Origin of the sequence: Rhodococcus sp. KRD162, from assembly GCF_017168335.1 — a bacterium.
Taxonomy (GTDB): domain Bacteria; phylum Actinomycetota; class Actinomycetes; order Mycobacteriales; family Mycobacteriaceae; genus Rhodococcoides.
The window spans coordinates 257033-283871 of record NZ_JABFAU010000016.1 but is presented as its reverse complement, the minus strand read 5'-3'; the positions used below and the strand labels follow the sequence as shown (position 1 = coordinate 283871).

Annotated in this window: 26 protein-coding genes and 1 riboswitch; of the genes, 12 read left to right on the top strand and 14 right to left on the bottom strand. The window is 65.6% G+C overall.

What is annotated here, in order from left to right:
- Positions 1–5: 5 nt before the first annotated feature.
- Positions 6–629, bottom strand: a complete 624-nt coding sequence (locus J1M87_RS23515) for a TetR/AcrR family transcriptional regulator (RefSeq protein ID WP_206492208.1) — start codon at positions 627–629, stop codon at positions 6–8.
- A gap of 67 nt (positions 630–696) precedes the next feature.
- Between J1M87_RS23515 and J1M87_RS23510 the strand changes: the two genes are divergently transcribed.
- Positions 697–1701, top strand: coding sequence for a low specificity L-threonine aldolase (locus tag J1M87_RS23510; protein ID WP_374222414.1), 1005 nt, complete (start codon positions 697–699; stop codon positions 1699–1701).
- Here the strand turns inward: J1M87_RS23510 and J1M87_RS23505 are convergent.
- From J1M87_RS23505 to J1M87_RS23485, 5 genes are all read right to left on the bottom strand, one after another.
- The gene (locus tag J1M87_RS23505) at positions 1688–2842 is read right to left on the bottom strand and encodes a pyridoxal phosphate-dependent aminotransferase (RefSeq protein WP_206492206.1); all 1155 of its coding nucleotides are present in this window, start codon (positions 2840–2842) and stop codon (positions 1688–1690) included. The two genes, J1M87_RS23510 and J1M87_RS23505, sit on opposite strands and share 14 nt — an antisense overlap.
- A gap of 80 nt (positions 2843–2922) precedes the next feature.
- Positions 2923–3759, bottom strand: coding sequence for a DUF559 domain-containing protein (locus tag J1M87_RS23500; protein WP_206492205.1), 837 nt, complete (start codon positions 3757–3759; stop codon positions 2923–2925).
- Between the two features lie 155 nt (positions 3760–3914).
- Positions 3915–5165, bottom strand: coding sequence for a phosphoribosylamine--glycine ligase (purD, locus tag J1M87_RS23495; RefSeq protein WP_206492204.1), 1251 nt, complete (start codon positions 5163–5165; stop codon positions 3915–3917).
- A 78-nt stretch (positions 5166–5243) separates the two neighbouring features.
- Entirely contained in the window at positions 5244–7235 is a 1992-nt protein-coding gene (locus J1M87_RS23490) for a glycosyltransferase family 39 protein (RefSeq protein ID WP_206492203.1), read from the bottom strand.
- Positions 7232–8485 carry a bifunctional glycosyltransferase family 2/GtrA family protein gene (locus J1M87_RS23485; protein ID WP_206492202.1) on the bottom strand — a complete coding sequence of 418 codons (1254 nt, stop codon included), beginning with the start codon at positions 8483–8485 and terminating at the stop codon, positions 7232–7234. Before J1M87_RS23485 ends, J1M87_RS23490 begins: the two co-directional genes overlap by 4 nt.
- A 144-nt stretch (positions 8486–8629) precedes the next feature.
- Between J1M87_RS23485 and J1M87_RS23480 the strand changes: the two genes are divergently transcribed.
- The gene (locus J1M87_RS23480) at positions 8630–9055 is read left to right on the top strand and encodes an HIT family protein (RefSeq protein ID WP_206492201.1); all 426 of its coding nucleotides are present in this window, start codon (positions 8630–8632) and stop codon (positions 9053–9055) included.
- A 7-nt stretch (positions 9056–9062) separates the two neighbouring features.
- Here J1M87_RS23480 and J1M87_RS23475 read toward each other — a convergent pair whose 3' ends face one another.
- Positions 9063–9587 (bottom strand): helix-turn-helix domain-containing protein, encoded by a 525-nt coding sequence (locus J1M87_RS23475; RefSeq protein ID WP_206492200.1) that lies wholly within the window; start codon positions 9585–9587, stop codon positions 9063–9065.
- Between the two features lie 74 nt (positions 9588–9661).
- On the opposite strand from J1M87_RS23475, the gene J1M87_RS23470 reads away from it, so the two are divergent.
- Complete coding sequence (locus J1M87_RS23470) at positions 9662–11050, top strand: MFS transporter (RefSeq protein WP_206492199.1); 1389 nt, start codon at positions 9662–9664, stop codon at positions 11048–11050.
- Here the strand turns inward: J1M87_RS23470 and J1M87_RS23465 are convergent.
- Positions 11033–11689, bottom strand: a complete 657-nt coding sequence (locus J1M87_RS23465; RefSeq protein WP_206492198.1) for a response regulator — start codon at positions 11687–11689, stop codon at positions 11033–11035. The genes J1M87_RS23470 and J1M87_RS23465 overlap by 18 nt on opposite strands.
- Entirely contained in the window at positions 11686–13350 is a 1665-nt protein-coding gene (locus J1M87_RS23460; RefSeq protein WP_206492197.1) for a sensor histidine kinase, read from the bottom strand. Before J1M87_RS23460 ends, J1M87_RS23465 begins: the two co-directional genes overlap by 4 nt.
- 203 nt (positions 13351–13553) lie before the next feature.
- Here J1M87_RS23460 and J1M87_RS23455 point away from each other — a divergent pair, with 203 nt between their 5' ends.
- Together J1M87_RS23455 and J1M87_RS23450 are read left to right on the top strand one after the other, a co-directional pair.
- Positions 13554–14939, top strand: a complete 1386-nt coding sequence (locus tag J1M87_RS23455) for a CitMHS family transporter (RefSeq protein ID WP_206492196.1) — start codon at positions 13554–13556, stop codon at positions 14937–14939.
- A 30-nt stretch (positions 14940–14969) separates the two neighbouring features.
- A complete protein-coding gene (locus J1M87_RS23450) occupies positions 14970–15380 on the top strand; it encodes a universal stress protein (RefSeq protein WP_206492195.1) in 411 nt (136 codons plus the stop codon).
- Between the two features lie 89 nt (positions 15381–15469).
- Here J1M87_RS23450 and J1M87_RS23445 read toward each other — a convergent pair whose 3' ends face one another.
- Both J1M87_RS23445 and J1M87_RS23440 read right to left on the bottom strand, forming a co-directional pair.
- Positions 15470–16882, bottom strand: coding sequence for a HAMP domain-containing sensor histidine kinase (locus tag J1M87_RS23445; RefSeq protein ID WP_307830913.1), 1413 nt, complete (start codon positions 16880–16882; stop codon positions 15470–15472).
- Positions 16879–17586, bottom strand: coding sequence for a response regulator transcription factor (locus J1M87_RS23440; protein WP_206492194.1), 708 nt, complete (start codon positions 17584–17586; stop codon positions 16879–16881). Before J1M87_RS23440 ends, J1M87_RS23445 begins: the two co-directional genes overlap by 4 nt.
- 100 nt (positions 17587–17686) lie before the next feature.
- Between J1M87_RS23440 and J1M87_RS23435 the strand changes: the two genes are divergently transcribed.
- The 4 genes from J1M87_RS23435 to J1M87_RS23420 all read left to right on the top strand — a co-directional run bounded on the left by J1M87_RS23435 (position 17687) and on the right by J1M87_RS23420 (position 20685).
- A complete protein-coding gene (locus J1M87_RS23435; protein ID WP_206492256.1) occupies positions 17687–18691 on the top strand; it encodes a permease in 1005 nt (334 codons plus the stop codon).
- Positions 18688–19425, top strand: a complete 738-nt coding sequence (locus J1M87_RS23430; protein WP_206492193.1) for a TIGR03943 family protein — start codon at positions 18688–18690, stop codon at positions 19423–19425. The genes J1M87_RS23435 and J1M87_RS23430 overlap by 4 nt, the downstream gene beginning before the upstream one ends.
- A gap of 33 nt (positions 19426–19458) precedes the next feature.
- Positions 19459–19520: riboswitch (guanidine-III (ykkC-III) riboswitch) on the top strand.
- A gap of 14 nt (positions 19521–19534) precedes the next feature.
- Positions 19535–19849, top strand: coding sequence for a multidrug efflux SMR transporter (locus J1M87_RS23425; RefSeq protein ID WP_206492192.1), 315 nt, complete (start codon positions 19535–19537; stop codon positions 19847–19849).
- Between the two features lie 32 nt (positions 19850–19881).
- Complete coding sequence (locus J1M87_RS23420) at positions 19882–20685, top strand: ABC transporter (protein ID WP_206492191.1); 804 nt, start codon at positions 19882–19884, stop codon at positions 20683–20685.
- Positions 20686–20733: 48 nt separating this feature from the next.
- Here J1M87_RS23420 and J1M87_RS23415 read toward each other — a convergent pair whose 3' ends face one another.
- Positions 20734–22305, bottom strand: a complete 1572-nt coding sequence (locus J1M87_RS23415; protein WP_206492190.1) for a CdaR family transcriptional regulator — start codon at positions 22303–22305, stop codon at positions 20734–20736.
- A gap of 99 nt (positions 22306–22404) precedes the next feature.
- Between J1M87_RS23415 and pruA the strand changes: the two genes are divergently transcribed.
- From pruA to J1M87_RS23400, 3 genes are all read left to right on the top strand, one after another.
- On the top strand, positions 22405–24054 hold the full coding sequence (gene pruA, locus J1M87_RS23410; RefSeq protein WP_206492189.1) for an L-glutamate gamma-semialdehyde dehydrogenase: 1650 nt from the start codon (positions 22405–22407) through the stop codon (positions 24052–24054).
- Positions 24051–24995: a proline dehydrogenase family protein gene (locus tag J1M87_RS23405; RefSeq protein WP_206492188.1), complete on the top strand. Its 945-nt coding sequence runs from the start codon at positions 24051–24053 to the stop codon at positions 24993–24995. Before pruA ends, J1M87_RS23405 begins: the two co-directional genes overlap by 4 nt.
- Positions 24996–25192: 197 nt before the next feature.
- Entirely contained in the window at positions 25193–25381 is a 189-nt protein-coding gene (locus J1M87_RS23400) for a hypothetical protein (RefSeq protein WP_206492187.1), read from the top strand.
- Between the two features lie 209 nt (positions 25382–25590).
- Here the strand turns inward: J1M87_RS23400 and J1M87_RS23395 are convergent, their stop codons facing one another.
- Together J1M87_RS23395 and J1M87_RS23390 are read right to left on the bottom strand one after the other, a co-directional pair.
- A complete protein-coding gene (locus J1M87_RS23395) occupies positions 25591–25992 on the bottom strand; it encodes an STAS domain-containing protein (RefSeq protein ID WP_206492186.1) in 402 nt (133 codons plus the stop codon).
- A 214-nt stretch (positions 25993–26206) separates the two neighbouring features.
- A complete protein-coding gene (locus J1M87_RS23390) occupies positions 26207–26686 on the bottom strand; it encodes a MarR family winged helix-turn-helix transcriptional regulator (protein ID WP_206492185.1) in 480 nt (159 codons plus the stop codon).
- Positions 26687–26839 lie beyond the last annotated feature (153 nt).

Here is a 26839-nt window from a genome sequence, read left to right as displayed (position 1 = left end):
CCCCGTCATTCGGCTGGTGCGACGACGTCGATGACGGCCAAGAGCATGCTGCGCGCCATGCCGCGCGGATCGGGGTCCACCTCGCTGAGGGCACCGACGACCGCACCGTCGACCACGGCCACCAGCCGACGAAGCTGCTCTTCGCGCACGGTTCGTCCGGACCTGCGCAGCACGTCGGTGAGTAGATCGTCGATCTGTGCGCGCAACCGCAGTTGCACCTCACGCAGTTCTGGATGCCGGGCGGAGGCGATGAAACGCTCGTATCTCGCGATCAGGTGCTCGTGGCCGTCCTGTGGGCCGATGAGCAGGTCGACGATCAGATCGACCGTCGACTCCATCTTGCGTGAGCAGGTGCCCTCGTCGTCGATCCGGCCGCGCATGACCTCGATTTCGCGGGTTCCGACGATGTCGACGGCCGCAGCGACCAGGTCGCCGAGGGATTCGAAATAGTAGGTCGTCGATGCGAGCGGCAGCCCGGCCCGTGCAGCAACCGATCGGTGCCGAACCGCGTCGAACCCACCCTCGACGAGGAGGTCCGCAGCCGCCGACGCGAGTGCCTGGCGCCGGCGCACCCCCTTGGGAGTCGCACCCGACACCTTGTGCTGCGACTCGGTCGGACCTGCGGACATTCAAGTTATCGTGCCAGCTCGAGGCCCTTCGTCGGACTGCTTTGGCGCTATGGAATTGTCAGTGCTCGTGGCACATCGAACGATCGACCTCCGCTCCGACACCATCACCCGTCCCGATTCGGTCATGCGCAGAGCCATGGCCGAGGCCGATGTAGGTGACGATGTCCTCGATCACGATCCGACGATGGCGGCACTGGAAGAAGCGGTTGCAGGGCTGCTCGGTTTCGAGTCGGCACTGTGGGTCCCCTCGGGTTCGATGGGAAACATGATCGCGCTGATGCTGCATCTGCAGCGCGGCGATCGATTCCTGGCACCCGAGCACGCGCACGTCCTCGGTTCCGAGCTCGGTACCGCCGCGTGGTTGGCGGGCGGGATGCCCGACGCGCTCCCCCACGACGGTGGGCCCGGGCGGCCGCTGGCGTCGACGGTGCGCGCGAAGGCAGGCGGTGCCGGACCGTACTTCACGCTGCGGACGACGCTGCTGTCACTCGAGAACACTCACAACTTCGCAGGCGGCGCCGCCTTCGGTCCGGCCGAGTGGGCCGAACTCGTTGCTGCCGGGCGTGATTGCGGGCTGAGCATTCATCTGGACGGCGCACGACTGTGGAATGCCGCTGTGGCCCTCGATGTTCCGATCGCGTCGTTGGCCGCCGGCGCCGACACGGTGCAGGTGTGCTTGAGCAAGGGCCTCGGCGCACCGGTCGGGTCAGTGCTGGTCTCCGATGCCGATCGAATTCACGACGCACGACGGGTCCGAAAGATGTTGGGCGGCGGCGTTCGTCAGGGCGGAGTCCTGGCCGCGGCCGGATTGGTCGCCCTCGATCGAATCGGCGATCTGGCCGCCGATCACGCCAACGCATCGGCACTCGCCGGTGGACTGCGCGAGCGGAATTGGGATGTGGCGGAGCCCGAGACGAACATCGTGCTGGCATCGGTTCCCGATCCGGCGGCGACGGTCGCGGAGTTGGACGCGCTCGGCGTCGCCGCAGTGACGGTTGCCGGCAAGGTGCGCTTCGTCACGCACCGAGATGTCAGTGCCGCCGATATCGACGAGGCACTCAGTAGGTTGTGAACCCGCGCAGCCGCGTCAACGCCGCCTCGACATCGGCAGTGGTCCCCGCGAACGAAAAGCGCACAGTCGTATGGCCGCGCACGGTGTCGAAATCGACACCCGGCGCCAACGCGACTCCGGTCCGCGCCAACACCTGCGCGCACCACGCCCGCGAATCGTCGGTGAGATGCGCTATGTCGGCGTACACGTAGAACGCGCCGTCGGCCGGTGCGAGATCAGTGATGCCCATGGCCGGCAAACCGTCGAGCAGAATCTGCCGGTTGACGGCGTAACGCCGGACGTGTGAGTCCAACTCCGTGCGCGATTGTTCGGTGAACGCCGCGATGGCGGCAACCTGGGAGATCGCGGGCGGGCACACCGTCATGTTCGAGGCCAATCGCTCGACGGCTCTTCGCAATCGAGACGGCAACAGCATCCATCCCAACCGCCACCCGGTCATCGAGAAGTACTTCGACACCGATCCGATCGCCACGGATTCCTTCGAAGTCTCCCAGGCACTGGAGGTGTGCGCGCCGTACGAAATGCCGTGGTAGATCTCGTCCGAGATCAGCAGCGTTCCGTGCTCGTCGCACCAGCGAGCGATGGCCGCGAGCTCGTCCGCATCGATGATCGTGCCGGTTGGGTTGGCAGGGCTGGCGATGATGAGGCCGGCGGGCGGCTCGGGCAGCTGCTCGAGCATGGCTACGGTCGGCTGAAACCGCGTGCCTGCCAGAGTGTCCAATTCGACGACCCGGCAACCCAAGGACGCCAATGTGTTTCGGTACGCCGGATATCCCGGCCTCGCCATGACGACGGTGTCCCCCACGTCGAACGCCGCGAGAAACAGCAGGGTGAACGCGCCGGAGGACCCGGTGGTGACGACCACGTCGTCGGCGTCGACGGTGATTCCGTATCGCTCGCTGTGATACTCGGCGATCGCCTGCCGCAGCGGCAGGATGCCCAGCGTCTCGGTGTAGCCGAGCAGGTGCGCATCCAGTGCATCACGAGTGGCGCGCAACACCGGCTCGGGCGCGCGGGTCGACGGCTGCCCCGCTGCCAGGGACAGCACGTCGCCGTGGGTGCGCGCCCGCTCGGCAGCTGCGGCGAACACATCCATGACATGGAACGGCTCGACCCTCGATCGCTGGGATTCACTGTGCATTGTCTCGACACTACTGATGTGAATGTCCACTATTTCGCTCGCCAGACGGGATCGCGATCGTGACTGCACAATGTGGACACTCAGGTCAGTGCCTTCCGCCGACGTCGCACGGTCTCGATGATCTGCCGCGACACGTAGTCCAGATCCGTCATCACCATCGCAGCCGAGTAGCGCAGCACGAGCCATCCGTCGAGTGTCAGACCGTTCTGCCGAACCCTGTCGTTGGTGAACACTTCCGGTGCGCTGTGGAACTCACGTCCATCGATTTCGACGATCACGCGCGCCCGGCGATCCAGCAGATCCGCATAGTACGGCCCCACCTCGGCGTTGATCTCCAGAAAGTAGCCCGCGAAGGTGAGTGCCCGTGCCACCAGGCGTTCGGGTTCGGACAGAGTGCGCGGGCACCCCAGGCGTAGCTGCCTCCTCACCTCGGTGATGCCGGCCATCCCCGCTGACTTCTCGCATTGGATCGCCACTGCGCGCCAGCTCACCGCGCGACTGAGCGCAGAGTCGAAGAATTTCTCCAGCGCGGGACGGGTCAGCGATACGGCGACGTCGATGACGGACTGCTCGATGGTCACGACCGGCAGACCGTGGGCGAAGCTCGACTCGTCGAGACTGCGACGATACGCCCGCAGCCACTTCGGACCGCGCGGCCTCGAGCTGCGGGGAACGGTGATCTCCACCTGCTCGGGTTCGTGATCGAGCAGGTTCCACCACCACGCCGCAGTGCGGTGACTGAGCACTGCGTGCGGCTGCCACAGTGTCGCGGCAACGCAGCGATCGCGAAACGTCGGTTCGCCCGTGCAGTAGATACTCGGAAGCAGACGGGTCAGTGTGCCGACCCCGGTCCGGTAGACGATTGCGCCCTCGCTGACGCCGTCGTCCAGCAACTGTTGCCTCGTGTAAACCCCCACGGGTGACAGCCTGGCGTCGAACAGCTCCCCGTTGGCGGGCGATTCGAGAAATGTGGATGGCGCTGCTACCTGTGGACTACTGACCTGAGTGTCCACTTTTCGACCCGGTGCACGGTATCGGGTGTGCTAGGCGAAACTGTGGACACCGACCGCATCTACAGCGAGATACGACCCTCGACGGCAGCCAATCCGATATCGGTACGGAAGTGGCTGCCCGGCAGCCGGATTCCTGCGATCCGGGAGTAGGCGTCGTCTCGGGCGGCGGTGAGGTCGAATCCGGTACCGACGACGCTCAGTACTCGGCCACCGGCGGAGACCACAACGCCGTCCTCGACGGCGGTGCCTGCGTGCAGGACGCCTGCTCCGTCGGAACCGAGAATCTCGTCGCCGGTGCGCGGACGTCCGGGGTAGTTCTCGGCGGCGATGACGACAGTGACCGCGGCACCGTCTGCCCATTCCAGCGCGGGCAACGACGCCAAAGTCCCGGTGGCGGTTGCGTTCAACACGGTACCGAGAGGTGTCTTCAGCAGAGCGAGTACGGCTTGGGTCTCGGGATCACCGAAGCGACAGTTGAATTCGACCACCGCCGGGCCGTCGGCCCCCATCGCCAACCCGGCGTACAGCAGACCGGAGAACGGCACACCGCGCTGGACCATCTCGGCGGCAACAGGTTTCACCACATCGCGGACGATCTCGTCGACAGCGCCTTCGGGCAACCACGGCAACGGGGTGTACGCACCCATGCCGCCGGTGTTGGGCCCGGTATCTCCGTCGCCGACGCGTTTGTGGTCCTGCGCGGGCAGCAGCGGCACGACGGTCTCGCCGTCGACGAGGCAGAAGAGGGAGACCTCGGGGCCGTCGAGGAACGATTCGAGGAGCACCGGGTGGCCGTTCTCGAGGAGTTCGGCGGCGTGTGCGCGGGCGACGAGCCGATCGGTGGTGACGACGACGCCCTTGCCTGCGGCCAGGCCGTCGTCCTTGACCACCCAGTTGGGACCGAAACGGTCCAGGGCTGCGTCGAGCAGCGCGGGCGAGTCGACGATTTCGCTGTGCGCGGTCCGCACACCCGCAGCGGTCATCACATCCTTGGCGAACGCCTTGGAGCCCTCGATGCGAGCGGCATCGGCGGACGGGCCGAACGCAGCGATACCTGCCTCACGAAGTGCATCGGCCACGCCGAGCACCAGGGGGACCTCTGGTCCGATGACGACGAGATCGACGCCGAGTTCCTTGGCCAGCGCGGTCACCGCCTCACCCGAGGCCACGTCGACCGCGTGCTGCTCGGCGAGCTTTGCAGTGCCTGCGTTACCGGGAGCCACGAAGAGCTTCTCGACCGACGGGTCGGCCTTCAACGCAAGGAGAAGGGCGTGCTCTCGAGCACCGGAACCAATGACTAGTACGCGCACAGTGCATCAGACTATCTGCTCGACGCAAAAGCGCCCCGCACCTGTCATGGTGCGGGGCTCTTTCGTGGTGGTCCGGTGTTACTTCGAGAGGTCGTAGAACGTCACGCTGTCGACCGTGGTCGCGGTGAAGTTCTCGGCGACCCAGGCCGATATCGCAGCCGAGGTACCCGACTGCATTCCCGGGACGGCACCGCCGATGAAGTAGTGGATCCGTCCGTCGGCGACGTACTGCTCGAATTCGGCGAGTGTCGGCGAGGGATCGGTGCCGTTGAATCCGCCCACGGGCATGACGGGATCCTCGGTGGCCAGTTGGTACCCCGCGGCGGTGTTGGCTCCGACGGTCGCCGCCACCCAGGTGTACGAATCCGCGTTCTGCTCGAGCATGGCTGTGATCGCTGCCGTGGGTGTGCTGGCCTCGAGCAGACCACCCATCCCGCGGCCGATCTCCGACACATGACCGGCTGCGGGTGCCTGCCCGGGAGCCCCGGTGCGACCGGGGAATCCGGCCGGCAGTTGCATACCGGCAGGAATGGCACCTCGGCCTCCGTGGCCCTCGCCCATGCCCTTGCCCATGCCCGTGCCGCCGAATCCGCGCATGCCGGTGCTCGGCCCGGCCGAGACGATCGATCCGGTGTGCGGGGTGACGATCGTGTCGGCCGCGTACGCCGTCGGACCGGCCAGGCCGGCGAACATCACCGCAAGGATCGACACTGCCGCCAACCGGCCACGGGTCAGGGCGGGGATCAGCAGGGCCGTCGCGGCGAGCACTCCGACGACGACGATCGTCCACTTCAGCCACGGCACGAAACTCGCACTGCGCCCGAGCAACACCCAGGCCATCGCAACCGTCGCCGCCACCGCGACCGCCATCGCGGTCCGCACCCACCACCTCTCGCGCCGACGCCACGCCATCACACTGCCGATGCCGATCAGCGCGGCAATGGCAGGCGAGAGTGCAACTGTGTAGTACGCATGGAAGATCCCCGCCATGAAGCTGAACGTCAGACCGGTGACGAGCACCCACGAACCCCAGACGATCAACGACGCACGCCGACCGTTCGATCGAGGAGATCTGCCGCACAACACGAGTCCGACCACCAGCAGAATCAGCGCCGCCGGGATCAGCCAGGCGATCTGGCCGCCCTGGGAGGCGTCGAACATGCGGGAGATGCCGGTTTCGCCCCACATCGAGCCGCCACCCGCACCCCCGAAGCCACCGCGGGTGACGCTTCCGGTCTCGTCGCCGCTGAGCCGGCCGAATCCGTTGTAGCCGAACGTGAGCTCGAGGATCGAATTGTTCTGCGATCCACCGACCCACGGCCGTGAGGATGCGGGCCAGAATTCGACGATCAGCAGCCACCATCCGGCCGAGACGATCATCGCACCGAGCGCGCCGAACAGCTGCAGCACTCGGGTGACGAGCTTGGGCGGTCCGGCAATCAGGTAGGTCAGCGCCAGCGGCGGCACCACGAGCATCACCTGGAGTTGCTTGGTGAGGAATCCGAATCCGACGAACATCCCGGTGAGCAACAGCCACGTGGTCTTTCCGGTCTCGACACCGCGCAGCAGGGCCCAGACCGCCGCGATCATCAGTAGTACGAGCAACGCATCGGGGTTGTTGAACCGGAACATCAGTGCCGCGACCGGGGTGAGGGCCAGTACCAGGCCGGCGAGCAAGCCTGCGGCGGCGCCGAAGTGGCGCTTGACGGTGGCGCGGAGCAGTGCCACCGAGGCGACGCCGAGCAGTACCTGCGGCACCAGCATCGCCCAGGTACTGAGCCCGAACAGACGCACCGACAGCGACATCAGCCACAGTGACATCGGCGGCTTGTCGACGGTGATCGAATTGCCGGCATCGGAGGATCCGAAGAAGAAGGCCTTCCAGGACACCGAACCTGCTTGTACGGCAGCAGAATAGAAAGAATTGGCCCAGCCCGACGCTCCGAGGTCCCAGAGGTAGGCGACACCGGTGCCGACCAACAGCGCAGCGGTTGCGATCCATTCCCACCGGGGGGAGGTCGCGGGCGCGGATTCCGCGGCCGGTGAGGGCCGCTCGATCGTCGTCGTCATCGGCTCGGCTCCACCGTGGTCGGTGCGAGCGCCGACTCCGGGTTACGGAAGACCCATCGCAGAGCTACGAATCGGCACACGGTGGCCACGAGGTTGGCAACGATGAGGACGGCGAGTTCGACGTGCCGGTCGACGCCGGGAGCCCAGGCATGCAGCACTGCGAGCGACCCGCTGGTGACGACGAGGGCGAAGCCGAAGATCACCAGCCCTTGCAGTTGATGCTTGCCTGCCCCGTCGGAGCCTCTCACCCCGAAGGTGAAGGCGCGGTTGGCCGCTGTATTGAGTACCGCAGTGATCAGCAACCCGACGAAGTTCGCGGCCTGGGCCCCGATCAACGGGTGCAGCACGAGGTACAGCAGAGCGTAGGCGACGGTGCTGGCGATACCGATGATGCCGAATCTCACCATCTGGCTGATCATTCCGTGCGGCACACCGGGTACGAGCGGTTCCCGGCCCAGGCTCCGGCGTAGTTCGGCGACGGGCAGCACTCCGGTGGCCAGCGCGCGACCGACGCGCCAGCACCCCCGCAAGTCCTCGACGGCGGTGTCGACGATGTCGACGCTGCTGTTCGGATCGTCGACCCAGTCAACGGGTACTTCGTGAATCCGCAGCCCGACTTTCTCTGCGATGACGAGCAATTCGGTGTCGAAGAACCATCCGGTGTCTTCGACGAGCGGCAGCAATTGCCGGGCCACGTCGGTGCGCATGGCCTTGAAGCCGCACTGGGCATCGGAGAATCGCGCGCGCAGCGAGGTACGCAGAATGAGATTGTAACTGCGCGAGATGAACTCACGTTTGGCTCCGCGGACTACCCGAGATGATCGGTTCAACCGCGATCCGATCGCGAGGTCCGAGTGCCCGGACATCAGCGGTGCGATCAGCGGCATCAGCGCGTTGAGGTCGGTCGAGAGGTCGACATCCATGTAGGCCACGACATCTGCCGTCGATGTCGACCACACTGCCTTGAGTGCGCGTCCGCGGCCTTTCTCGTCCAGATGACGGACTCGAACTCCGTCGATCTGCTCGGCGAGACGATGCGCGACGGTGAGGGTGCCGTCGGTGCTGGCGTTGTCGGCGATGGTGATGCTCGACCGAAACGGGATCCGGTCCTCGAGATGCTCATGGAGACGACGAATGCACTGTTCCAGGTCGGCCTCTTCGTTGTAGACCGGGATGACCACCTCGAGCGTGGCAGTGGTGTTCGAGCCGGGCCGCGGGCCTGCTGCTCGGGCGAGGGAATTCGTTGTCATGTCGACAAGGCTCGGGTGCAGAGCTGGACCCTGCCTGCGATGAACCTGGCAATCACCTGGGAGGGCAGCAGGGCAGCAGGGAGTCAGGAGCGCAACCTGTGGAGTGACCGGTGAACAGGACCTTGTATGAGGCATCCTGTTCCCATGGCTTCCATTTTCAGCAAGATCATCGCCGGCGAGATTCCGGGTCGCTTCGTCTGGCAGGACGACGATGTGGTCGCGTTTCTGACGATCGCCCCGGTCACCCAGGGCCACACGTTGGTGGTGCCTCGGGAGGAGATCGACCAGTGGCAGGACGTGGACGGTGCCGTGTTCGCCAAGGTCACTGCCGTCGCGCAGATCGTCGGCCAGGCCGTCCGGACGGCGTTCGACGCGCCCCGCGCCGGACTGCTGATTGCCGGACTCGAGGTGCCGCATCTGCACCTGCACGTGTTCCCGGCGTACGAGATGGGGAACTTCGACATCTCCGGAGCGGATCCGAACCCTTCACCGGAGTCGCAGGACGAGGCCGCGAGCACGCTGCGGGCGGCCCTGCGCGATCTCGGCCACGCGGCACACGTGCCGGACTGACTCTCGCTCAGCGCAGGGGCTCGAGTAGCCGTCGACGCGTTCGTAGTTGCATCGACACCTCGTCGGATCGAGTGTCGGGGTCGTAACCGGGTCCGATGTCGGTGTCGATGTCCTGCGGGCCCGGTGCCACGCCGCATTCGGGGCACAGTCCCAGTGGTCCGAGGTCGGTTCCGCAGGGAGCGTGCAGGAATCGCCGACGCCGCCCTTCGGGTTTCGCGGTCTGTTCCTCACCCCAGTAGGTCAGGGCGAACAGAGCGGGCCACAGTCCTTCGAGGGCGGCTGTGGGGACGTAGTCGTCGTGTCCACCCTCGGCGGTGCGGGCTCGTTTTTCGAGGATCCCGGCGTCGACGAGTGCTCCGAGTCGTTGGGTGAGGACGGCTTTGGAGATATCGAGGTGGACCAGGAAGTCGCCGAAGCGCCGGATGCCGAAGAAGCAGTCACGCACGATGAGCATCGTCCATCGCTCGCCGACGAGTTCGAGGGCGCGGGCCAGGGAGCAGTCCTGGCGGGCATAGTCGATTCCGAGTGCCATGGCGTGATCCTACAGTCTGTTGACCGAACCAAGTTGGGCGTTTACAGTTCGATCACCAGACCAGAAGGACGAAGATGACCCACTCCGCGCCCTCACCCACCGGCACAGCGAACAGCACCCGAGCCCTGTCTGTCGCCGCCCTCGGCACGCTGCTGACGCTGATGGCGTTCACCGCGCCGCTCGCGACCATCAACAGCACCGCGGCCGATCTGATGTCGGACGCCGCGGGACGAACCTGGATTCTCAGTTCCATGAGCATCGGTCTCGCAGCCGCGTTGCTCACCACCGGAACGGTCGCCGACGATTTCGGTCGTCGCCGCACGTTCGTGCTCGGTGCTGCGGTGCTTGCCCTAGGCGCGGTCGTCTGCGCCATCGCCCCCAACACACTGACCTTCGTGCTGGCCCGCATCCTGCAGGGCCTCGGCGGCGCTGCCGTCATGGCATCGAGCCTGGGCATCATCGCGCACACCCACCCGGCCGGTCCCGTTCGCGCCAAGGCCAGCGGAGTATGGGGCGCAAGCGTGGGTGCCGGCATCGCGCTCGGCCCGTTGCTGGCCGCCGTCCTGGATCGCTGGGCGAGTTGGCGCGAGGCCTACGTGGTGCTGGCCGTGGCCACAGCCGTGCTGACCGTGGCCGCACATCTGCTCGTCGAGGAATCCACGTCCGACGCACCCAGAGGGCTCGACCCACTCGGCGCACTGCTGTTGGCGACGGGCGTCGGTGCATTGTTGGCCGCATTGGTCGAGGGCAGGCAGGGGTGGACCTCGCTCGTCCCGATCCTGCTGTTCGTTCTCGCCGCACTCCTGCTGGTCGGCTTCGTCGTCTTCGAATTGCGAAGCACAACAGCGATGCTCGACCTCGCTCTGTTTCAGCACCCGCCGTTCGTCGCTGCGACGGTTGCAGCGCTGGCCACGGGCGGTGGGATCATCGCGTTGATGTCGTACATGTCAGGATTTCTCGGCATCGCGCTCGGGATCGATGCGCTCGGTGCCGCCCTGCTGTTGTTCGGATGGTCGGCCACGTCCGTGGTCACCGCCTTGCTGGCCCGCAGACTTCCCGCCTCGATCGGTGGCCGCACGCAACTTGCCGTCGGTCTCGTGGGCGTCGCCATCGGGATGGTGATGCTGACAGGGTTGTCCGAGAACGCATCCTGGCCACGGCTGCTCCCCGGCCTACTCGTGGCCGGAGTCGCCAGCGGGGTACTCAACGCTGCACTGGGACGCGAGGCCGTGGCCGGAGTCCCCGCGGGGCGAGCAGGAATGGGCAGTGGCGCGAACAACACCGCGCGCTACGTGGGCTCTGCCATCGGTGTCACCATCGTCGCGGTGGTCGCAGTTCCTGTAGGCGCGAGTGCCAGCGGCGTTGTCGCACTGGTACACGGCTGGAATACCGCAGCCCTGGTCACCGCAGCGATCTCGGTGTTCGGAGCCGTGGTGGTGGCGGCGTCACGAACCAGGAACTGACGAATACTCCTGTTCCGGTCGACCGGTGGACCCGTAGCGCAACTGCATGCGCAGCCGTCCCTTGGATACCAGTGTTGCCAGGTAGCGCTGCGCCGTCGCCCGCGAAATCCCTATGGCGGCTGCAACTTCGCCCGCCGACATCGGCTCGGACGTACCGCGGACGGCGTCGAGAACCAGATCGCGGGTGACCGACTGCGAGGTCGGCGTCGGGGCAGATGGGCGTGGGCGCAGCGCGTCGAGTCCACTGTCGATATCGGCCTGACCGAGCTCCTCCGAACGATCGAGGGCAGCGCGGTAGGCAACGTAGCCGGTGAGACGGTCGACCAATGCCGAGCGCGGAAACGGCTTCACCAGATACGTCCAGGCACCCGCGATCATCGCAGCTCGCACCGTCGGCTGATCGGCGGCGGCAGAGAGCACCATTGCCTCGCACGGAAGTTCGCGCACCAGCTCGATGCCGGAGCCATCGGGCAGGTACACGTCGACCAATGCCAGATCGAACGACCGGGTCGCCAACAGCTCACGCGCCTGCGCGATACTCGTCGCCACCGCGACCACCTCGTAGCCCTCGAGCGAGTTCACCAGTGCCGCGTGCAGATCTGCCACCCGAAAGTCGTCGTCCACCACCAGAACTCTCATTGCGACACCTCGTTGTCGTGTAGCGCACCCGGTATCGACGCGATGAACACCGCGCCGCCTCTGCCGTTGTCCGCGGTGACCTGCCCGCCGACATCGGCCAGAGTCACATCGCCGCCGCGGGTACGCGCGATCTGACGACTCAAGGCCAGGCCCACTCCTCGGCCGCCGGGCGTTTCTGCGGTCGATTTCGTCGACACACCCTCGACGAACACCTGATCCGATGGCATGTCCACGCCGTCGCCGGAATCGAGGACCACGATGTGCAGCGTCGAATGATCCTGCACCAGTTCCACTTCCACCTCCGCCGGCCGACGAACCCCCAACCGTGCCGCGTCGATCGCGTTGTCGACGAGATTTCCCAGCACCGTGGTCACGTCCACCGGAACGGCCAGCTCACCGCCCACCCAGGTGTTCTCGCCCAGCACCAACCGCACTCCGCTCTCACGCGCATGTGCGGCCTTTGCTGTCAGGAACGACCGAAGATAGGCATCGGCGACGGCATCGATGCCCTCGATCGATTCCGACCTCGAACCGATTCCGAGGATGTCGTCGATGTACTGCGAGGCCCGATCCGGATGCCCCTCGTGCAGCAAGCCACTGACCAGATGCATCCGGTTCGCGAACTCGTGACGTTGTGCGCGCAGTACGGCGGACATCGACTGCACCGCGTCGAGCTGACGCGTCAGGGTTTCCACATCGGTCCGGTCGCGCACCGTCAGCACGGTACCCAGATCACGGCTGTCGCGCAGCACTTTTCGGGCGGATGCAATGACCACCACCTCGTTCACGGCGGCGAGCACCGGCTCGGCCGTCGGATTTTCGATGACCTCGAGCAGCCGCGGGGTCAGGCCGATGTCCTCCACCCGCATCCCCGGCCTGCCGTCGATCGAGAGCAGCGTGCGCGCCTCGTCGTTGACGACCGTCACCACCCCGTCCGGGTCGATTGCCACCACGCCCTCCCCGATTCCGTGCAGCACGGCCTCCTGTTCACGCACGAGTTCGGCCAGTTCCTCCGGCTCGAGCCCCAGGGTCAGTCTTTTCCATCTGCGCGCCAACAGAATCGAACCGACCAGGCCCAACAACAGCACGCCACCGGTGACCAACCCTCCGTTGATCAGATCCTTCGACAATTCCGTGCGAACGGCCGTCGTCGAAATACCGACGCTTACTTCACCGATCACCACGTCCCTCGAACCGAGCGCCAACACAGGCACTTTCGCGCGTACGGAGTCACCGAGGGTGCCGCGCTGCTGCTCGACCACCTCGTTTCCGGCCAGCGCGCCCGAGGGGTCGGTGCTGACCCGTTGACCGAGAACGGTGGGGTCCGGATGCGCCAACCGCAGACCACGATCATCGGTGATGACGACGAACAAGGCATCGGTGCGAATCCGAGCACCTTCGGCCGCGCGTTGCAATGCCCCGCCTGCCAGCACTCCCGCAGGTGCGGCATCGGTGCCCGCGGTGTCGGCGGCCGAGAACTGCTCGACGAGCGAGCGGACCTGCGGATCCGACGCCACCGTCCGTGCGACCGCGAGGGCGCGTTCACCGTATTCCTCGCTCGCCTGCCTGCCACTGCTGATCGCGAACACTCCGAACGCCACCGCCAGAGCCACCGCCACCAGTGCGGCCTGCAACAACAGCACCTGAGTCCTCAATCGCACTCGGCCAGGCTATGCCCAGAACACACCTTTGGGGTCATTCCGCAGGCTCCACTTCCGGGCCGTGAGCACAATGCGCAAAAGGCTCTTTACGTCGCTTGCGCGGGTAGTGCGCACAACAGCGATCCTGTGATGCCGGTTACGTAACTTCAGTCACACACCGAGTCCGACCGGACCCACCTCACACATTCGACAAGGAGTGCACGATGTTGGTGATACTCGGCTTCCTCATGGTCGCCGCCTTCATGTTCTTGATCCTGACGAAGAGAGCAACGCCCGTCGTCGCACTCACTCTCGTACCCGTCATCTTCGGTCTGCTGGCCGGTGCCGGGCTCGGCATCGGCGATATGATCACCGACGGCATCAAGTCCCTGGCCCCCACTGCAGCCCTGCTCTTCTTCGCCATCATCTTCTTCGGAATCATGATCGACGTCGGACTTTTCGATCCGCTGGTCCGCGGCATCTTGCGGGTCGTTCGCAACGATCCGATGAAACTCGTTGTCGGAACTGCTGTTCTGGCCATGGTCGTCTCGCTGGACGGTGACGGCTCGACGACGTTCATCATCGTCACGTCCGCCCTGTTGCCGCTGTATCTCAAACTCGGTGTCAGCCCGGTGATTCTGACGGTCGTCGCCGGTCTCGCCAACGGCACGATGAACATCATTCCGTGGGGCGGCCCGACGGTTCGCGCTGCTTCTGCTCTCGGAATCTCCCCGTCCGAGGTTTTCGTTCCGATGGTTCCCTCGATGATCGTGGGCCTGATCATCGTGCTGCTCTTCGCCGTTCACCTGGGCATCATGGAACGCCGACGCATCGGCAAGCTGATCTACGAGCCCGAACTGGTGGCCTCCGGTGGTGGCGGCGGCAGTACCGGCAGGAGCGGCACGGCAACCGGCGGGGCGGGCACCGGTGGATCGGACGACGGCGAATCGGGTCAGTTCTTCGACGGCCTCGACCCCAACCGCGCCACTCTGCGCCCAAAGCTGCTGTGGTTCAACGCTGCTCTGACGGTCAGCCTGCTCGTCATCCTCGTCATGGATGTCCTCCCGATTCCGGTGCTGTTCATGATCGCGGCCTCGATCGCATTGACGGTCAACTTCCCCAAGGTCAAGGAGCAGGGCGACGCGATCGCTCGGCATTCGTCCTCCATCGTCTCGGTGGTCGCGATGGTTCTTGCTGCGGCGATCCTCACCGGCGTCTTCCAGGGCACCGGAATGGTCGAGGCCATGGCCGAGTGGCTGCTCAACGTGATCCCGTCCGGTATGGGCCCGTACCTGGCCGTCATCACCGGCATTCTCAGCATCCCGCTGACGTTCTTCATGACCAACGACGCCTTCTACTTCGGGGTCTTGCCGGTGCTGACCGAGACTGCGGGCAAGTACGGCATCGACCCCGTCGAGATGGCCCGTGCCTCGATCACCGGCCAGCCCGTGCACCTGCAGAGCCCGCTGGTTCCCGCCATCCTGCTGCTGGTCACCCTCGCCGGAGTCTCGTTGGCCGATCACCACAAGAAGGTGCTGTGGCGAGCGGTGGTCGTGTCCCTGGCCATGCTGGCCGTCGGCGTCGTCCTCGGCCAGATTCCGTTCGGCTGAACCCCACCCCCACTTCGTAGGAGAAACCGCATGACTGTCGGCGTACTGCACAACAATGCACCCGAGGGCCGCGCCGCCCTGGCGGCCGCGGTTCGCGAGGCCCGTATCCGAGAAACCGATCTCGTCGTCCTGCACGCACTGTCCGGATCTGCCGAACCGGCTGCCGAGACGGTCGAGACTCAGGCGGTGTCCACTGCCGTGGACTCCGCGTTGAGCGATCTCGATCACGCCGGTGCCGTCACCTGGTCCGTGGCAGTGGGCCGACCCGATCCCGACGCCGTGAGCACCGTGTTGGCATTGGTGGAGGAGCACAAGTCCGACATCCTGGTCGTCGGCTCGCGCCATCGCTCGGCCGTCGGCAAGTTCCTGATGGGACAGACGATTCAACGCCTGCTCCTCGAGATTCCGGTTCCGGTTCTGCTGGTCAAGTCCGGAGCATGAGTGCGTCCGACCGGATGAGCCGAGCGCTCGGGGCCGACGGCACCGTCCTCGCGAATCAACCGTCCTCGCAAATCAACCGTCCTCGCGAATCAGCCGTCGGCGCGGGGTAATTCGACCCGGAACCTCGCGCCCTTCCCCGGGACGCTCTGCACGCTCACGGTGCCACTGTGAGCGGCCACCAACGCCGCAACGATCGACAACCCGAGACCGCTGCCACCACTCTCGCGGGTCCGCGAGGAGTCCGCTCGATAGAAGCGCTCGAAGACGTGAGCTGCCTCGTCTTCACTGAGACCGGGACCGGTGTCCTGCACGTCGAGCAGCACCGACGAGCGGGTCGTCTCGACGCATACGGTGATCGACGCAGTGTCGGGGGTGTGCCGAACCGCGTTTCCGACGAGGTTCGCCACCACCTGACGCAGCCGTGGGTCATCGCCGATGACTTCGGGAATCCCTTGCTCTGCCATCACTTTCAGTGTGATGTCTCGGCCGGGCGAGATCGCCGTGGCGTCGTGGACGGCATCGGCGGCGATGGTCAGCACGTCGACCCGGCGCATGTCGAGAGGGCGTTGGGCATCGAGCCTGGCCAGCATGAGCAGGTCCTCGACGAGCAGACCCATGCGCGCCGACTCGCCTTCGATACGCGTCATCAGCAACGAGATGTCACTCATCGCGCCCTGCCGATACAGTTCGGCGAATCCGCGGATCGTCGTCAGCGGCGTGCGCAGTTCGTGGCTGGCATCGGCGACGAATCTGCGCATCCGATCTTCCGACGCACGGGCCGCCTCCTCCGAGGCCGCGGTTGCGGCGAACGCGCGCTGGATCTGCGAGAGCATTCCGTTCAGGGCCGCCGACAACCGACCCACCTCGGTCTTCTCACTCCATTCGGGTACGCGGCGATGCAGATCCCCGGCCGCGATGGCCGCCGCAGTCGTCTCCACCTCGCGGAGGGGACGAAGACTGCGTCGCACCACGAAGTAGGCCATCACACCCAGCGCGAGCAACACGGCCGCGCCGATGTAGAACTGCAGTACCACGAGCCTGCCGACGGTCATCTGATTGGCGCTGAGCGACATTCCCACGGTGGTCGAACCTGCGCTGTTGGTCACCGTGATCACCCGCCACTGCTTCGACGGGTCACCCTCGGACCCGACGGTTTTCGGGATCGCCGACGGCGGGCCCGACAGGTCCGGACCGTCGTTGGCCACATCGTTGATCGGGCCGCGCACGGTACCGTCCGTGGCCACCGAGCGAACGAAGAAGTTCGACGGGGGCCGACCCGGGTTCGGCTCGTCCAGCGGCGGAAGCGGGCGGGCGTCGGGTTGCGCCCACCCACGGGAGGCCTCCACCAGCTGGCTGTCCAGGCGACGCATCAGAGACGTCTCGAGCGAGGTCGTCACCGCCACTCCCGACGCCAACAGGCCCACCCCGACCAGAAGCAGCAGCGCCGCGACCAAGGTCAGTCGCAGCGGGAGATGTCGCAGCCGTGCCCGAAGCCCCCTCACCGTGGCCGGCGCATGACGTATCCGACTCCTCGCAGCGTGTGGATCAGGCGGGTGTCGCCTGTGTCGACCTTGCGTCGCAAGTAGGACACGTAGGACTCCACCACTCCCACTTCGCCGCCGAAATCGTAGTGCCACACATGATCGAGGATCCGCGGCTTGCTCAACACGGTTCCCGCGTTGACCATGAAATACCGCAACAGCGTGAACTCGGTGGGTGAGAGGGAGATCGGCTCGCCTGCCTTCCAGACCTCGTGGGTGTCGTCGTCCAGTTCGATGTCCGCGAACACCACTCGCGACGGTTGCGCGTCCTCGTCCTTGCCCCATCGCCGCAGAATCACCCGGAGCCGGGCGACCACCTCTTCGAGGGAGAACGGCTTGGTGACGTAGTCGTCCGCACCGAGGGTCAGGCCGGTCACCTTGTCGTCCACCGAATCGCGCGCCGTCAGGAACAGTGCCGGTGCGTCGGTCCCGTCGGCGCGGAGGCGACGAAGCAGCCCGAAGCCGTCCATGCCGGGCATCATCACGTCGAGGATCAGGGCCTCGGGCCGGAAATTGCGGGCCTTGTCCAGAGCCTCGGGGCCGGACGAGGCCGTCGCCACCTCGAATCCCTGGAACCTGAGACTGACCGACAGTAGTTCGACGATGGTGGGCTCGTCGTCGACTATCAGGACTCTCGCCTCGGGTGTCTCGCTCACGGTACCCATCTTCGCGCGCGAGACTGCTGGTTCGCTGCACTCTCGCTGTGAGGTTGCTGTGAGCCTGTCGCCGAAACAGCGAGACCGAGGAGGGGGCATGATGGCAGCGATGCTCGATGCGAACACCGACTCCCGTCCGCGGGCTCGGCGTCCGATCTCATCCATGCACGTATTCGCAACTCTGCTCGTGTTGGGCATCGTCTTCGGTGCCGACGCTTCCCGGTGGGTCCTGTCGTCCCCGGCGCTGCGGACCGGTACGACGGTGTTCACCGGGATTTTCGTCCAGGCGACGCCTTTCCTGGTGCTCGGTGTGCTCGTCAGCGGTGGCATCGCCGCGTTCGTCTCGCCCCGTGTGCTGCAGAAGGTGGTACCGAAGAACGCCACCGCTGCGGTCGGAGTGAGCGGTCTCGCGGGAATGGCGTTGCCCGGTTGTGAGTGCGGGGCGGTGCCGGTCTCGCGGCGGTTGATGGATCAGGGTGTTCCTACCTCTGCCGCTCTGGCATTTCTGCTCTCGGCACCGGCGATCAACCCTGTCGTCCTGGTCTCGACCGCAGTGGCCTTCCCCGGCGAACCGGCGATGGTGCTCGCGCGGTTCCTCGGCTCGCTGGCCACCGCTCTGGTGATGGGTTGGCTGTGGACCAGATTCGGCAAGGCAGAGTGGATCACCGCACGGCTCGCTGATCGCGAACACCGCCACGAAGGCACCCCGTGGGAGACCTTCCGTGAGTCTGCGAGGGCGGACCTGCTCCAGGCCGGAGCGTTTCTCGTGTTCGGAGCAGCGGCAGCCGCGCTGCTGCACCTGGTGGTTCCGGACTGGGTCTTCGCGCATCTGGCTGGGCAGCTGCTGCTCTCCATCGTGGTCATGGCCGTCCTGGCGGTGATTCTGGCGCTGTGCTCGGAGGCCGATGCATTCGTCGCGGCCAGCATGTCGATGCTGCCGCTGTTGCCTCGGCTGGTGTTCCTGGTGGTCGGACCTGCTGTCGACGTGAAATTGATGGCGATGCAGGCGGGCAGTTTCGGACGCGGCTTCGTTGCTCGCTTCGCCCCGTTGACCTTCGTCGTCGCAATCGTCTGCGCCTCGGTGAGCGGCTACGTGTTGGTGGGTGCGCGATGAAACGTGAGGTGCAGAATCTGCTGCTGCTGTTCCTCGGCGGGGCCACGGTCAAGATCTCGTTGGACGGCACCTTTGTGCGATACGTCAAACCGTCGCTGCACCCGTATCTGCTGGCCGCCGGGGTGGTGATCGTCGCCCTGGCGATTGCGTCGATCGTTGCCGACATCCGCCGCGGTGGGCCCGGCGACGACGGACACGATCATGATTCGCGTCCGTATTGGCTGCTTCTGGTCCCGCTGGCGGTCATCGTGTTCATCGCCCCGCCCGCGCTGGGCGTCTCGGCCGTCGGCGATCGATCCGTCACCTCGGCAGCCGATCGTCAGAGGACAGCGTTTGCACCCCTGCCGGACGAGGACGCGCCCGAGGTTGCTCTCCTCGAGGTCGTCCAACGCGCGGTCAGGGACACCGAAGGCAGCCTCGACGGTCGGGAGATTCGCGTCACCGGATTCGCCGTCGCCACCGCAGACGGTGGCTCGCCGCGCGCCGACGGCACGAGAGAAGGCATCGACCTCGCCCGCATTCTCATCATCTGCTGCGCGGCCGACGCCAGGTCCGTTCGCATCCATCTCGATGCAGGTCGCGTCGCTCTCGACGGCATTGCGGAGGGCACCTGGCTGCGCGTGTCGGGGACCGTCGACGCGGCTACTGCCACCGAGCAGACGGCATTCACGCCCACGATGACGGTCTCGTCGGTAGAACGTATCGAGGCACCGGAGAACACGTACGCCTACTGATATGGCCACTTCGGCCCTAAATTGGTACGATCGTACAAGTCACTTCCGACAATCGGACGAGGGGCACCGTACCCGCTCAGACAAGACGGTGTCAGAGGAGTGATCTCTCATGGCTTGGCTGATTCTCGTCGTCTCCGGCGTTCTCGAAGCGATCTGGGCAACCGCGCTCGGCAAATCCGAGGGCTTCACCAAACTCGGCCCCTCGGTGGTGTTCGGTGTCGCGGTGGTGCTCAGCATGATCGGACTCGCGATCGCGATGCGGTCGTTGCCCACCGGTACCGCCTACGCAGTATGGGTCGGTATCGGTGCCACCCTGACGGTCACGTACGCCATGCTCACCGGGGCCGAGGCCGCCTCGCTGCTCAAAGTTGCGCTCCTGCGCGGCATTGTCGGATGCGTTATCGGACTGAAGGTTCTTCACTGATTTTCCGAGCTACGAGCAGTTACAGTAAGACGATGAACTGGGTGTCAGCGATCACACTGCCCGCGCGCGCCGGACTCGCGATCGCCGAGCAGGCAGTCGGCGTCGCGGAGGTTGCCCTGGCGACCACCCGGATGGCATTGGCAACCGGCGCGTCCAATACTGCAGGCGTGGCCTCGCTGGCCAACCCGCGCGGCGGCACGATGCAGCTTCTCACCCAACTCGGTCAGCTCACCTCCGACGACCGCGCCCTGGGCAATGCACTCAAGGAGGGCGGGCCCCTCGACCGCCTGCTCGCCCAGGGAGGCGTCGTCGATCGCCTCACTTCCGAGGACGGGACCCTCGAACGGCTGCTGGCTCCGGGTGGGCCGGTCGAACGGATTCTCGCGCCGGGAGGGCCCCTGGATCGGCTACTCGCCGAGGACGGACCGCTCGAGCGACTGCTCGCCGAGGGCGGCCTGCTCGACCGCATCACCGCCACCAACGGTCCGCTCGAACGGCTCACGGCCACGGACGGCCCGCTCGAGGTACTCACACGTCAGGACGGCCTGATCGAACGCGCCATCGCCGAGGACGGCATCCTCGAGACGATGCTGGCCGAGGACGGAGCCGTCGAGCGCTTGACGGCCAAGGGCGGTCCACTCGATCAGTTGGTCAAACTCTCCGAGACGCTGACAGCGGTGGCACCGAACATCGAGCGGATGAGCATTTCGATCGACATCCTGCAGGATTCCGTGGAGATACTCTCCGCTGCGGTTCACCCGCTCGGAGAGTTGGTCGGTCGGCTTCCGAGTCGCTGGCTCAAGAGCGGCAAACAGTCGGTTCACGAGCTGCACTGACTCACCGGACAGCTGGGTCCGTGTCCGAGCGAACCCCTTGTGGGACAATCACATCCGCAGCTGAATCTCGACGAGCAGACGTGCATCGGGATCGGTGAGATCGAGCTCGAGGATCTGCTCGACGCGGCGGATACGGTAACGCAGAGTGTTCGGGTGAACGTGCAGAGACTCGGCAGCGGACCGAACGTCGCCGAAGCACGCCAGGTATATGTCCAGACTCTCCCTCATTCTCGCGTCGTTGGATGCGTCGTATCGGTCGAGGGCGGCGATACGCGGATCACGCAACTGTTCGTGGTTGCCGATCAGTTCGAGAATCTCCCCCAGCAGCACCGATGTTCTCGACTCTTCGAGCGTCGTGACACGCACCTCCCCGGTGGTGCCGTCGAGTACCCGATCTACCTCGAATCTGGCCACGGCCACGGCTTCGAGGTCTGCGATCGGCGCGGCCACCGCGGCACGCAGGGCCAGCGAGGTCCGCGTCTCGATCCGGCCGACGGCATCGGCGGTCCAGGCCGAAATCGGGGTGCCCGACGCCACCCCGGGAAACAGTGCGTAGATTCTCGCACCGATGGTGGTGACCAGAGATTCACGTCGAAAAGCACTGGCGTGCAGACGGATCGACGGTGCCAGGGTGCCGATGTCGAAGTCGCCGCAGGGAGCGAACCCGACGACTGCCGAGGACCCGGAGGTGGGGATCGACAGCGCCGACGCCAGCGAGGGCACGTCCACTCCGCCGCCCCGTGCCCCGAGTAGTCGCTGAATCTGCAGGGTCTCGTTGGTCGGCGCGTTGGTGATGCGGGTGATCAGCCGGGCTGCGACAGCCGAGGCTCCGCGCAGTACCGCGTCGGCTTCCCCGGTGAGCGGAGTGAGGCCCTCCTGCACCCAGATGGTCCCGAGAGTCGTCGAGCTACCGGTCAGACGACGAATTCCCACCGCGAGGCGTCGACGAATCCCCAGTTCGGGGTCGGCGGGCACGTCGATGACGTCGTCGGTGCGACGCAGGCGATCGAACACCCCGCGCTCGTGCAGTCGGCGCAGATAGTCGGCGGGTCCTTCTCTGCCGAGGATCGACAGGGTTCGCAGTTCGTCGGCTGCGTCGTCCGCCGCCGAGTAGGCCAACACGTGTGAGCGCTCGTCTTCGATGCTCACCATGCCCTTGGTCAGTGACGCGACCGTCTGCGCAAGTTCGTACAGATCGGTATCGGCCCCGAAGGTGTCGTTCTCCGGGTCGTGCGCACGTACTTGGTCGAGCACTCCGCGCGTCATCGACAGCAGCAGTTCCCATCGTGTTTGCCGGTGCACGGCAACCAACGCGATACCGGTCTCGCGGGCTCCGTGCGTCAGCGCAGCCGAGTCGGCGACCTTGGTCAGAACTGCGAGCGGCCGGTCGGCGGTGGAGCGCAGCGCGAGATCGTCGAGCCAGCGCACCACCTCGGCCTCGGTCACTCCCACCAGCAGCGTGACATCGGCGCTGGCACCGGGGGGCAGGCGGAGGTCGTCCGCGTCGAGCAACGCCACCGAGCCGACGGTCATGTCGATCCCGGCAGGGGCGAGGACGAGTTCGACGACCGCGCTGTGCAGTGATGCGAGCAGTGTTCGGAGCGTGACGGCGTTGGCCATGCGGACAAGTACATCACGAATTCTTTGGCCGATGAGCTGATTGAACGGCCTGCGAATCGGACTTCAATGAGCACAAGACATCGACGACGAGGAGCAGCCATGGACGCGGTCACATCCGTACCAACCCCCACCAACGAGCCAGTGAACACCTACGCCCCAGGGACCGCGGAACGCGCTCGCCTGCGTGCGCACCTGACCGAGCTCCGAGGCTCCCCCGTGGACATCCGCCAGGTGATCGGCGGAGAACACCGACATGCGGACGGTGCCGTGGAGAACGTCGTCGAGCCGCACCGGCACTCGTCCGTCATCGGTAGCTTCGCCGGTGCCGGTCACCAGGACGTGCGCGATGCCATCGACGCCGCCAGCGCAGCGGCCCCGATGTGGCGGGATCTGCCGTTCGACGAGCGCGCTGCGGTCTTCCTGCGCGCGGCCGATCTTCTCTCGGGTCCGTGGCGCGAAAGGATCGCAGCGGCAACGATGCTCGGTCAGTCGAAGTCCGCATACCAGGCCGAGATCGATGCCCCCTGCGAGCTGATCGACTTCTGGCGGTTCAACGTCGCGTTCGCTCGGCAGATCCTCGCCGATCAGCCGGTATCGGCTCCGGGAGTGTGGAACCGGCTCGAATACCGCCCGCTCGAGGGGTTCGTCTACGCCATCACCCCGTTCAACTTCACCGCCATCGCGGGCAACCTACCCACCGCGCCTGCGCTGATGGGCAACACCGTGCTGTGGAAGCCCTCTCCCACCCAGGCCGTGGCCGCGTACCTGACACTGCAACTGCTCGAAGCCGCAGGACTACCTCCAGGGGTGATCAATCTGGTCCTCGGCGATGGGCCGATGGTCTCGGAGGTGGCCCTGGCCGATCCGCGCATGGCCGGCATTCACTTCACCGGCTCCACCGCGACGTTCCAGACGCTGTGGCGCGAGGTGGGCAACAACATCTCGAACTACAACTCCTACCCGCGTCTGGTCGGTGAGACCGGAGGCAAGGACTTCATCGTCGCGCACAGCTCCGCCGATCCGGATGTGCTGACCACGGCCATGATTCGCGGCGCATTCGACTTCCAGGGCCAGAAATGCTCGGCAGCATCGCGGGCTTTCGTCCCGAAATCGGTGTGGGCGAAGATGGGCGAGACATTCATCGAGCAGGTTTCGGCGCTGAAGTACGGCGACGTGACCGACCTGTCGAATTACGGCGGGGCAGTCATCGACCGAAAAGCATTCGACCGCAACGCAGCTGCCCTCGACCGGGCCAAGTCGGTGCCGAGCCTGACCGTCGCTGCAGGCGGAACCTGCGACGACTCCGAGGGATACTTCGTCTCCCCCACCGTCCTCCTCGGCGACGACCCGACCGACGAGGCCTTCACCACCGAGTACTTCGGCCCCATCCTCGCCGTGCACGTCTACGACGACAGCAAGCCCGACGGCTACGCCGAGACGCTGCGCACCGTCGACACCGGATCGAAGTACGCACTGACCGGAGCAGTCATCGCCACCGATCGCGCTGCGGTCGAACAGGCCCACGCGGCATTGCGATTCGCGGCCGGAAACTTCTACGTCAACGACAAGCCGACCGGTGCCGTGGTCGGTCAGCAACCGTTCGGTGGCGCTCGCGCCTCGGGAACCAACGACAAGGCCGGGTCACTGCAGAACCTGCTGCGCTGGACCTCCGCCCGCACCGTCAAGGAAACGTTCGTCCCGCCGACCACCCACGGCTACCCACACCAGGAAGGCGAGGGAACGCGATGACCACCCTGCTCAACAATCCCCTTCGGCCTGCGCTGCTGGCGGCGGCCAGGTCCTCGAAACTGCAGGCCGGTCTCACCCGGATTCGGGCGACCCGATCGCTCGTCGACCGATTCGTTGCAGGAGAGTCCGAACCTGCGGCCGTCGCCGCCGTCGATACGCTCCTGTCCTCCGGCCGCTTCGTTTCGGTGGACTATCTCGGCGAAGATACCACCGACCGCTCCCAGGCTGCCGCCACCGTGGATTCGTATCTGTCGCTGATACAACGCTTTTCGACGAGGAAAACGAGCGGAAGGGCGCTCGAGGTCTCGCTCAAGTTGTCGGCGCTCGGCCAGGGAATCGACCGCAGTCTCGCGCTCGAGAATGCGCGAACGATCTGCACCGCGGCCGAGGCAGCCGGAGTGTGGGTGACGGTGGATGCCGAGGACCACACGACCACCGACTCGACGCTGTCGATCGTCCGCGAACTGCGCGCGGATTTTCCCGATCTGGGCACGGTGCTGCAGGCCTACCTGCGGCGCACCGAGGCGGACTGCGTCGCCCTGTCGGGGCCGAGATCGCGGATCCGACTGTGCAAGGGGGCGTACAACGAACCGTCGTCGGTGGCGTTTCAGAGCGCTCGCGAGGTGTCCGATTCCTATCTGCGGTGCCTGCAGGTGCTGATGGAGGGCAGCGGATATCCGATGGTCGCCTCGCACGACCCGGACATGATCGAGGCTGCGGAGCGGCTGGCAACATCCACAGGGCGGTCTTCCGATGAATTCGAGTTCCAGATGCTCTACGGGATACGCGATCCGGAGCAACGGCGGCTCGTCGACGCCGATCGACACGTTCGGGTGTACGTGCCGTACGGAGAGCAGTGGTACGGCTATTTCATGCGCAGGCTGGCCGAGCGGCCCGCGAACCTGATGTTCTTCGCGCGCTCGCTGATCTCGCGTAGGTAGAGGGTTCTCCGGTCGAGTCGATCACCGCGAATGCGCGCGCGTTTGCCAGGTGCGCGCGGAATCTCGCCTTTACTGAGGCGATTTCGCGCGCATTCGACGAATGCGCGCGCATTCGCGGACCGCGGGAGCCGGCCGCCGCTTCCCAGGGAGCGATCCGGCGTGGATTAGGTTGTGCCACATCGGGGCATCCCGAGGTCATGGCAAATTACAGAGTGATCGATCCGCACGGAACCGTCGTCGATACCAAGGACATCTCCAGTGCCGAGGACGCGCAGGCCTGGTTCAAGGACAGTCGCGCAGACAACGAGGACCTGGGGTGGCGACTGGAAGTCGAGCACGACGGCGAGTGGGCCTTCTTCAGCGACTCCGAAGGAACAAAGGACTAGATCGACTGTCCCGCAACGGAATCGGACGGCATTACAGATCGGTTGCAGCCGTCCGATTCCGCCGGAGTCGGTGCACCTGATGTCGATGGACCGGCGGTCGATGAACCGACTGGGGCATGCCCGTGCACAACAGTGGGCAGCCCCGATATCGGAGCTGCCCACCTCTTATCGCGGCGATGATCGCCGGAGCACTGAAGATTGCCGAAGTACTACCGCCCGTTCGACGGTCGAGCCATCGGAATCGTGGAGTCGAGCTGTGCGACCTGCAGCAGGCGCGAGACCGAACGTCCCGCGACGACCGACCAGGTTGCCCCGATGCCTGCGGTGTATTCGCGTACCGCATCGAACACGGTGAGTCCCGCGATACCGAAGAAATCGACATCGGTCAGCTCGAGGGTCACATGCGCTCTGCTGGACATGCGACTGCACACGAAATCGGAGAACATGGGCGCGCTGCGCATATCGATGTCCCCGTGAACAGCGACGATCAGTGAACCGTCCGGTCCATCGTGTGCGGTGAAGATTGCGCCGGTTGCTGCCACGGATACGGACTTTTCCGCGACGGCCGACGAGGTAGTTCGGACTTTGTTGCCTGAAGATTCAACACTCATGGCAGATCCCATCGATCGGTCGAACTGAGGGGGAAACCGATTGACGCAGCGGGAGCATTGTGATGCCTGACCCGGACGCCGACTTCGCTGCGTTTCCCCGTGACCGGCTGTTAGCTCAACCGCTGCCAACCCTACGTCACCGGCAGCCTCAGCGTCCAGCATCGGCTCGAGCAGGCCGCCCACCAGCGTCTCGAACGTCAGGCGGTGCCTGCATTCATGTTCGACTGCGGTTGCCCAGGTCGGCATGGTGTTCGCGCATGGCACCGATGAGGGATTCGAACACTCGATGGGCGGCTGCCAGATCGGCGTCGGGAAGGTCCGCCAGAGCGGCACTGGTGCGTACACCGAGGGGGCCGAAGAAGCCCCGAGCCACCTCCATCCCGTGCTCGTCGTACCGCAGAATCACCTTGCGTCGGTCTGATACGTCCGACTCTCGCCGAATGTGCCCCGAAGCGATCATGCGCTCGACCAGATAGGTGATGGCCGCGGAGGACAGCCCCAGCATTGCGCCGAGTTCGCCAGCGGTGAGGGGCGAACCCTCCACATCGGCGACCATCACATGCAGCAATGCTCGAAAGTCGTTGGGCCGCAGATTGTGCAGGGCACCGAACACCTGGCCGATCTGCTCGGAGACCGAAGACAACGCTCGCAGATCCGCTGATATCGCGGATTCGAGGTGGTTTCGGTCGGACATGTCGGTGGTAACTCCTTCGCATCGGTCACCGTCAGCGTACTGCCCGCAATAGATTCAGTTGCTTAACATCTAAGTTAATGAGATTGTTTAGAACGTGGACAGTACCCGAACCGACCGCAACGACGCCTGGGACCGCATCGCCGCAGCAGTCAC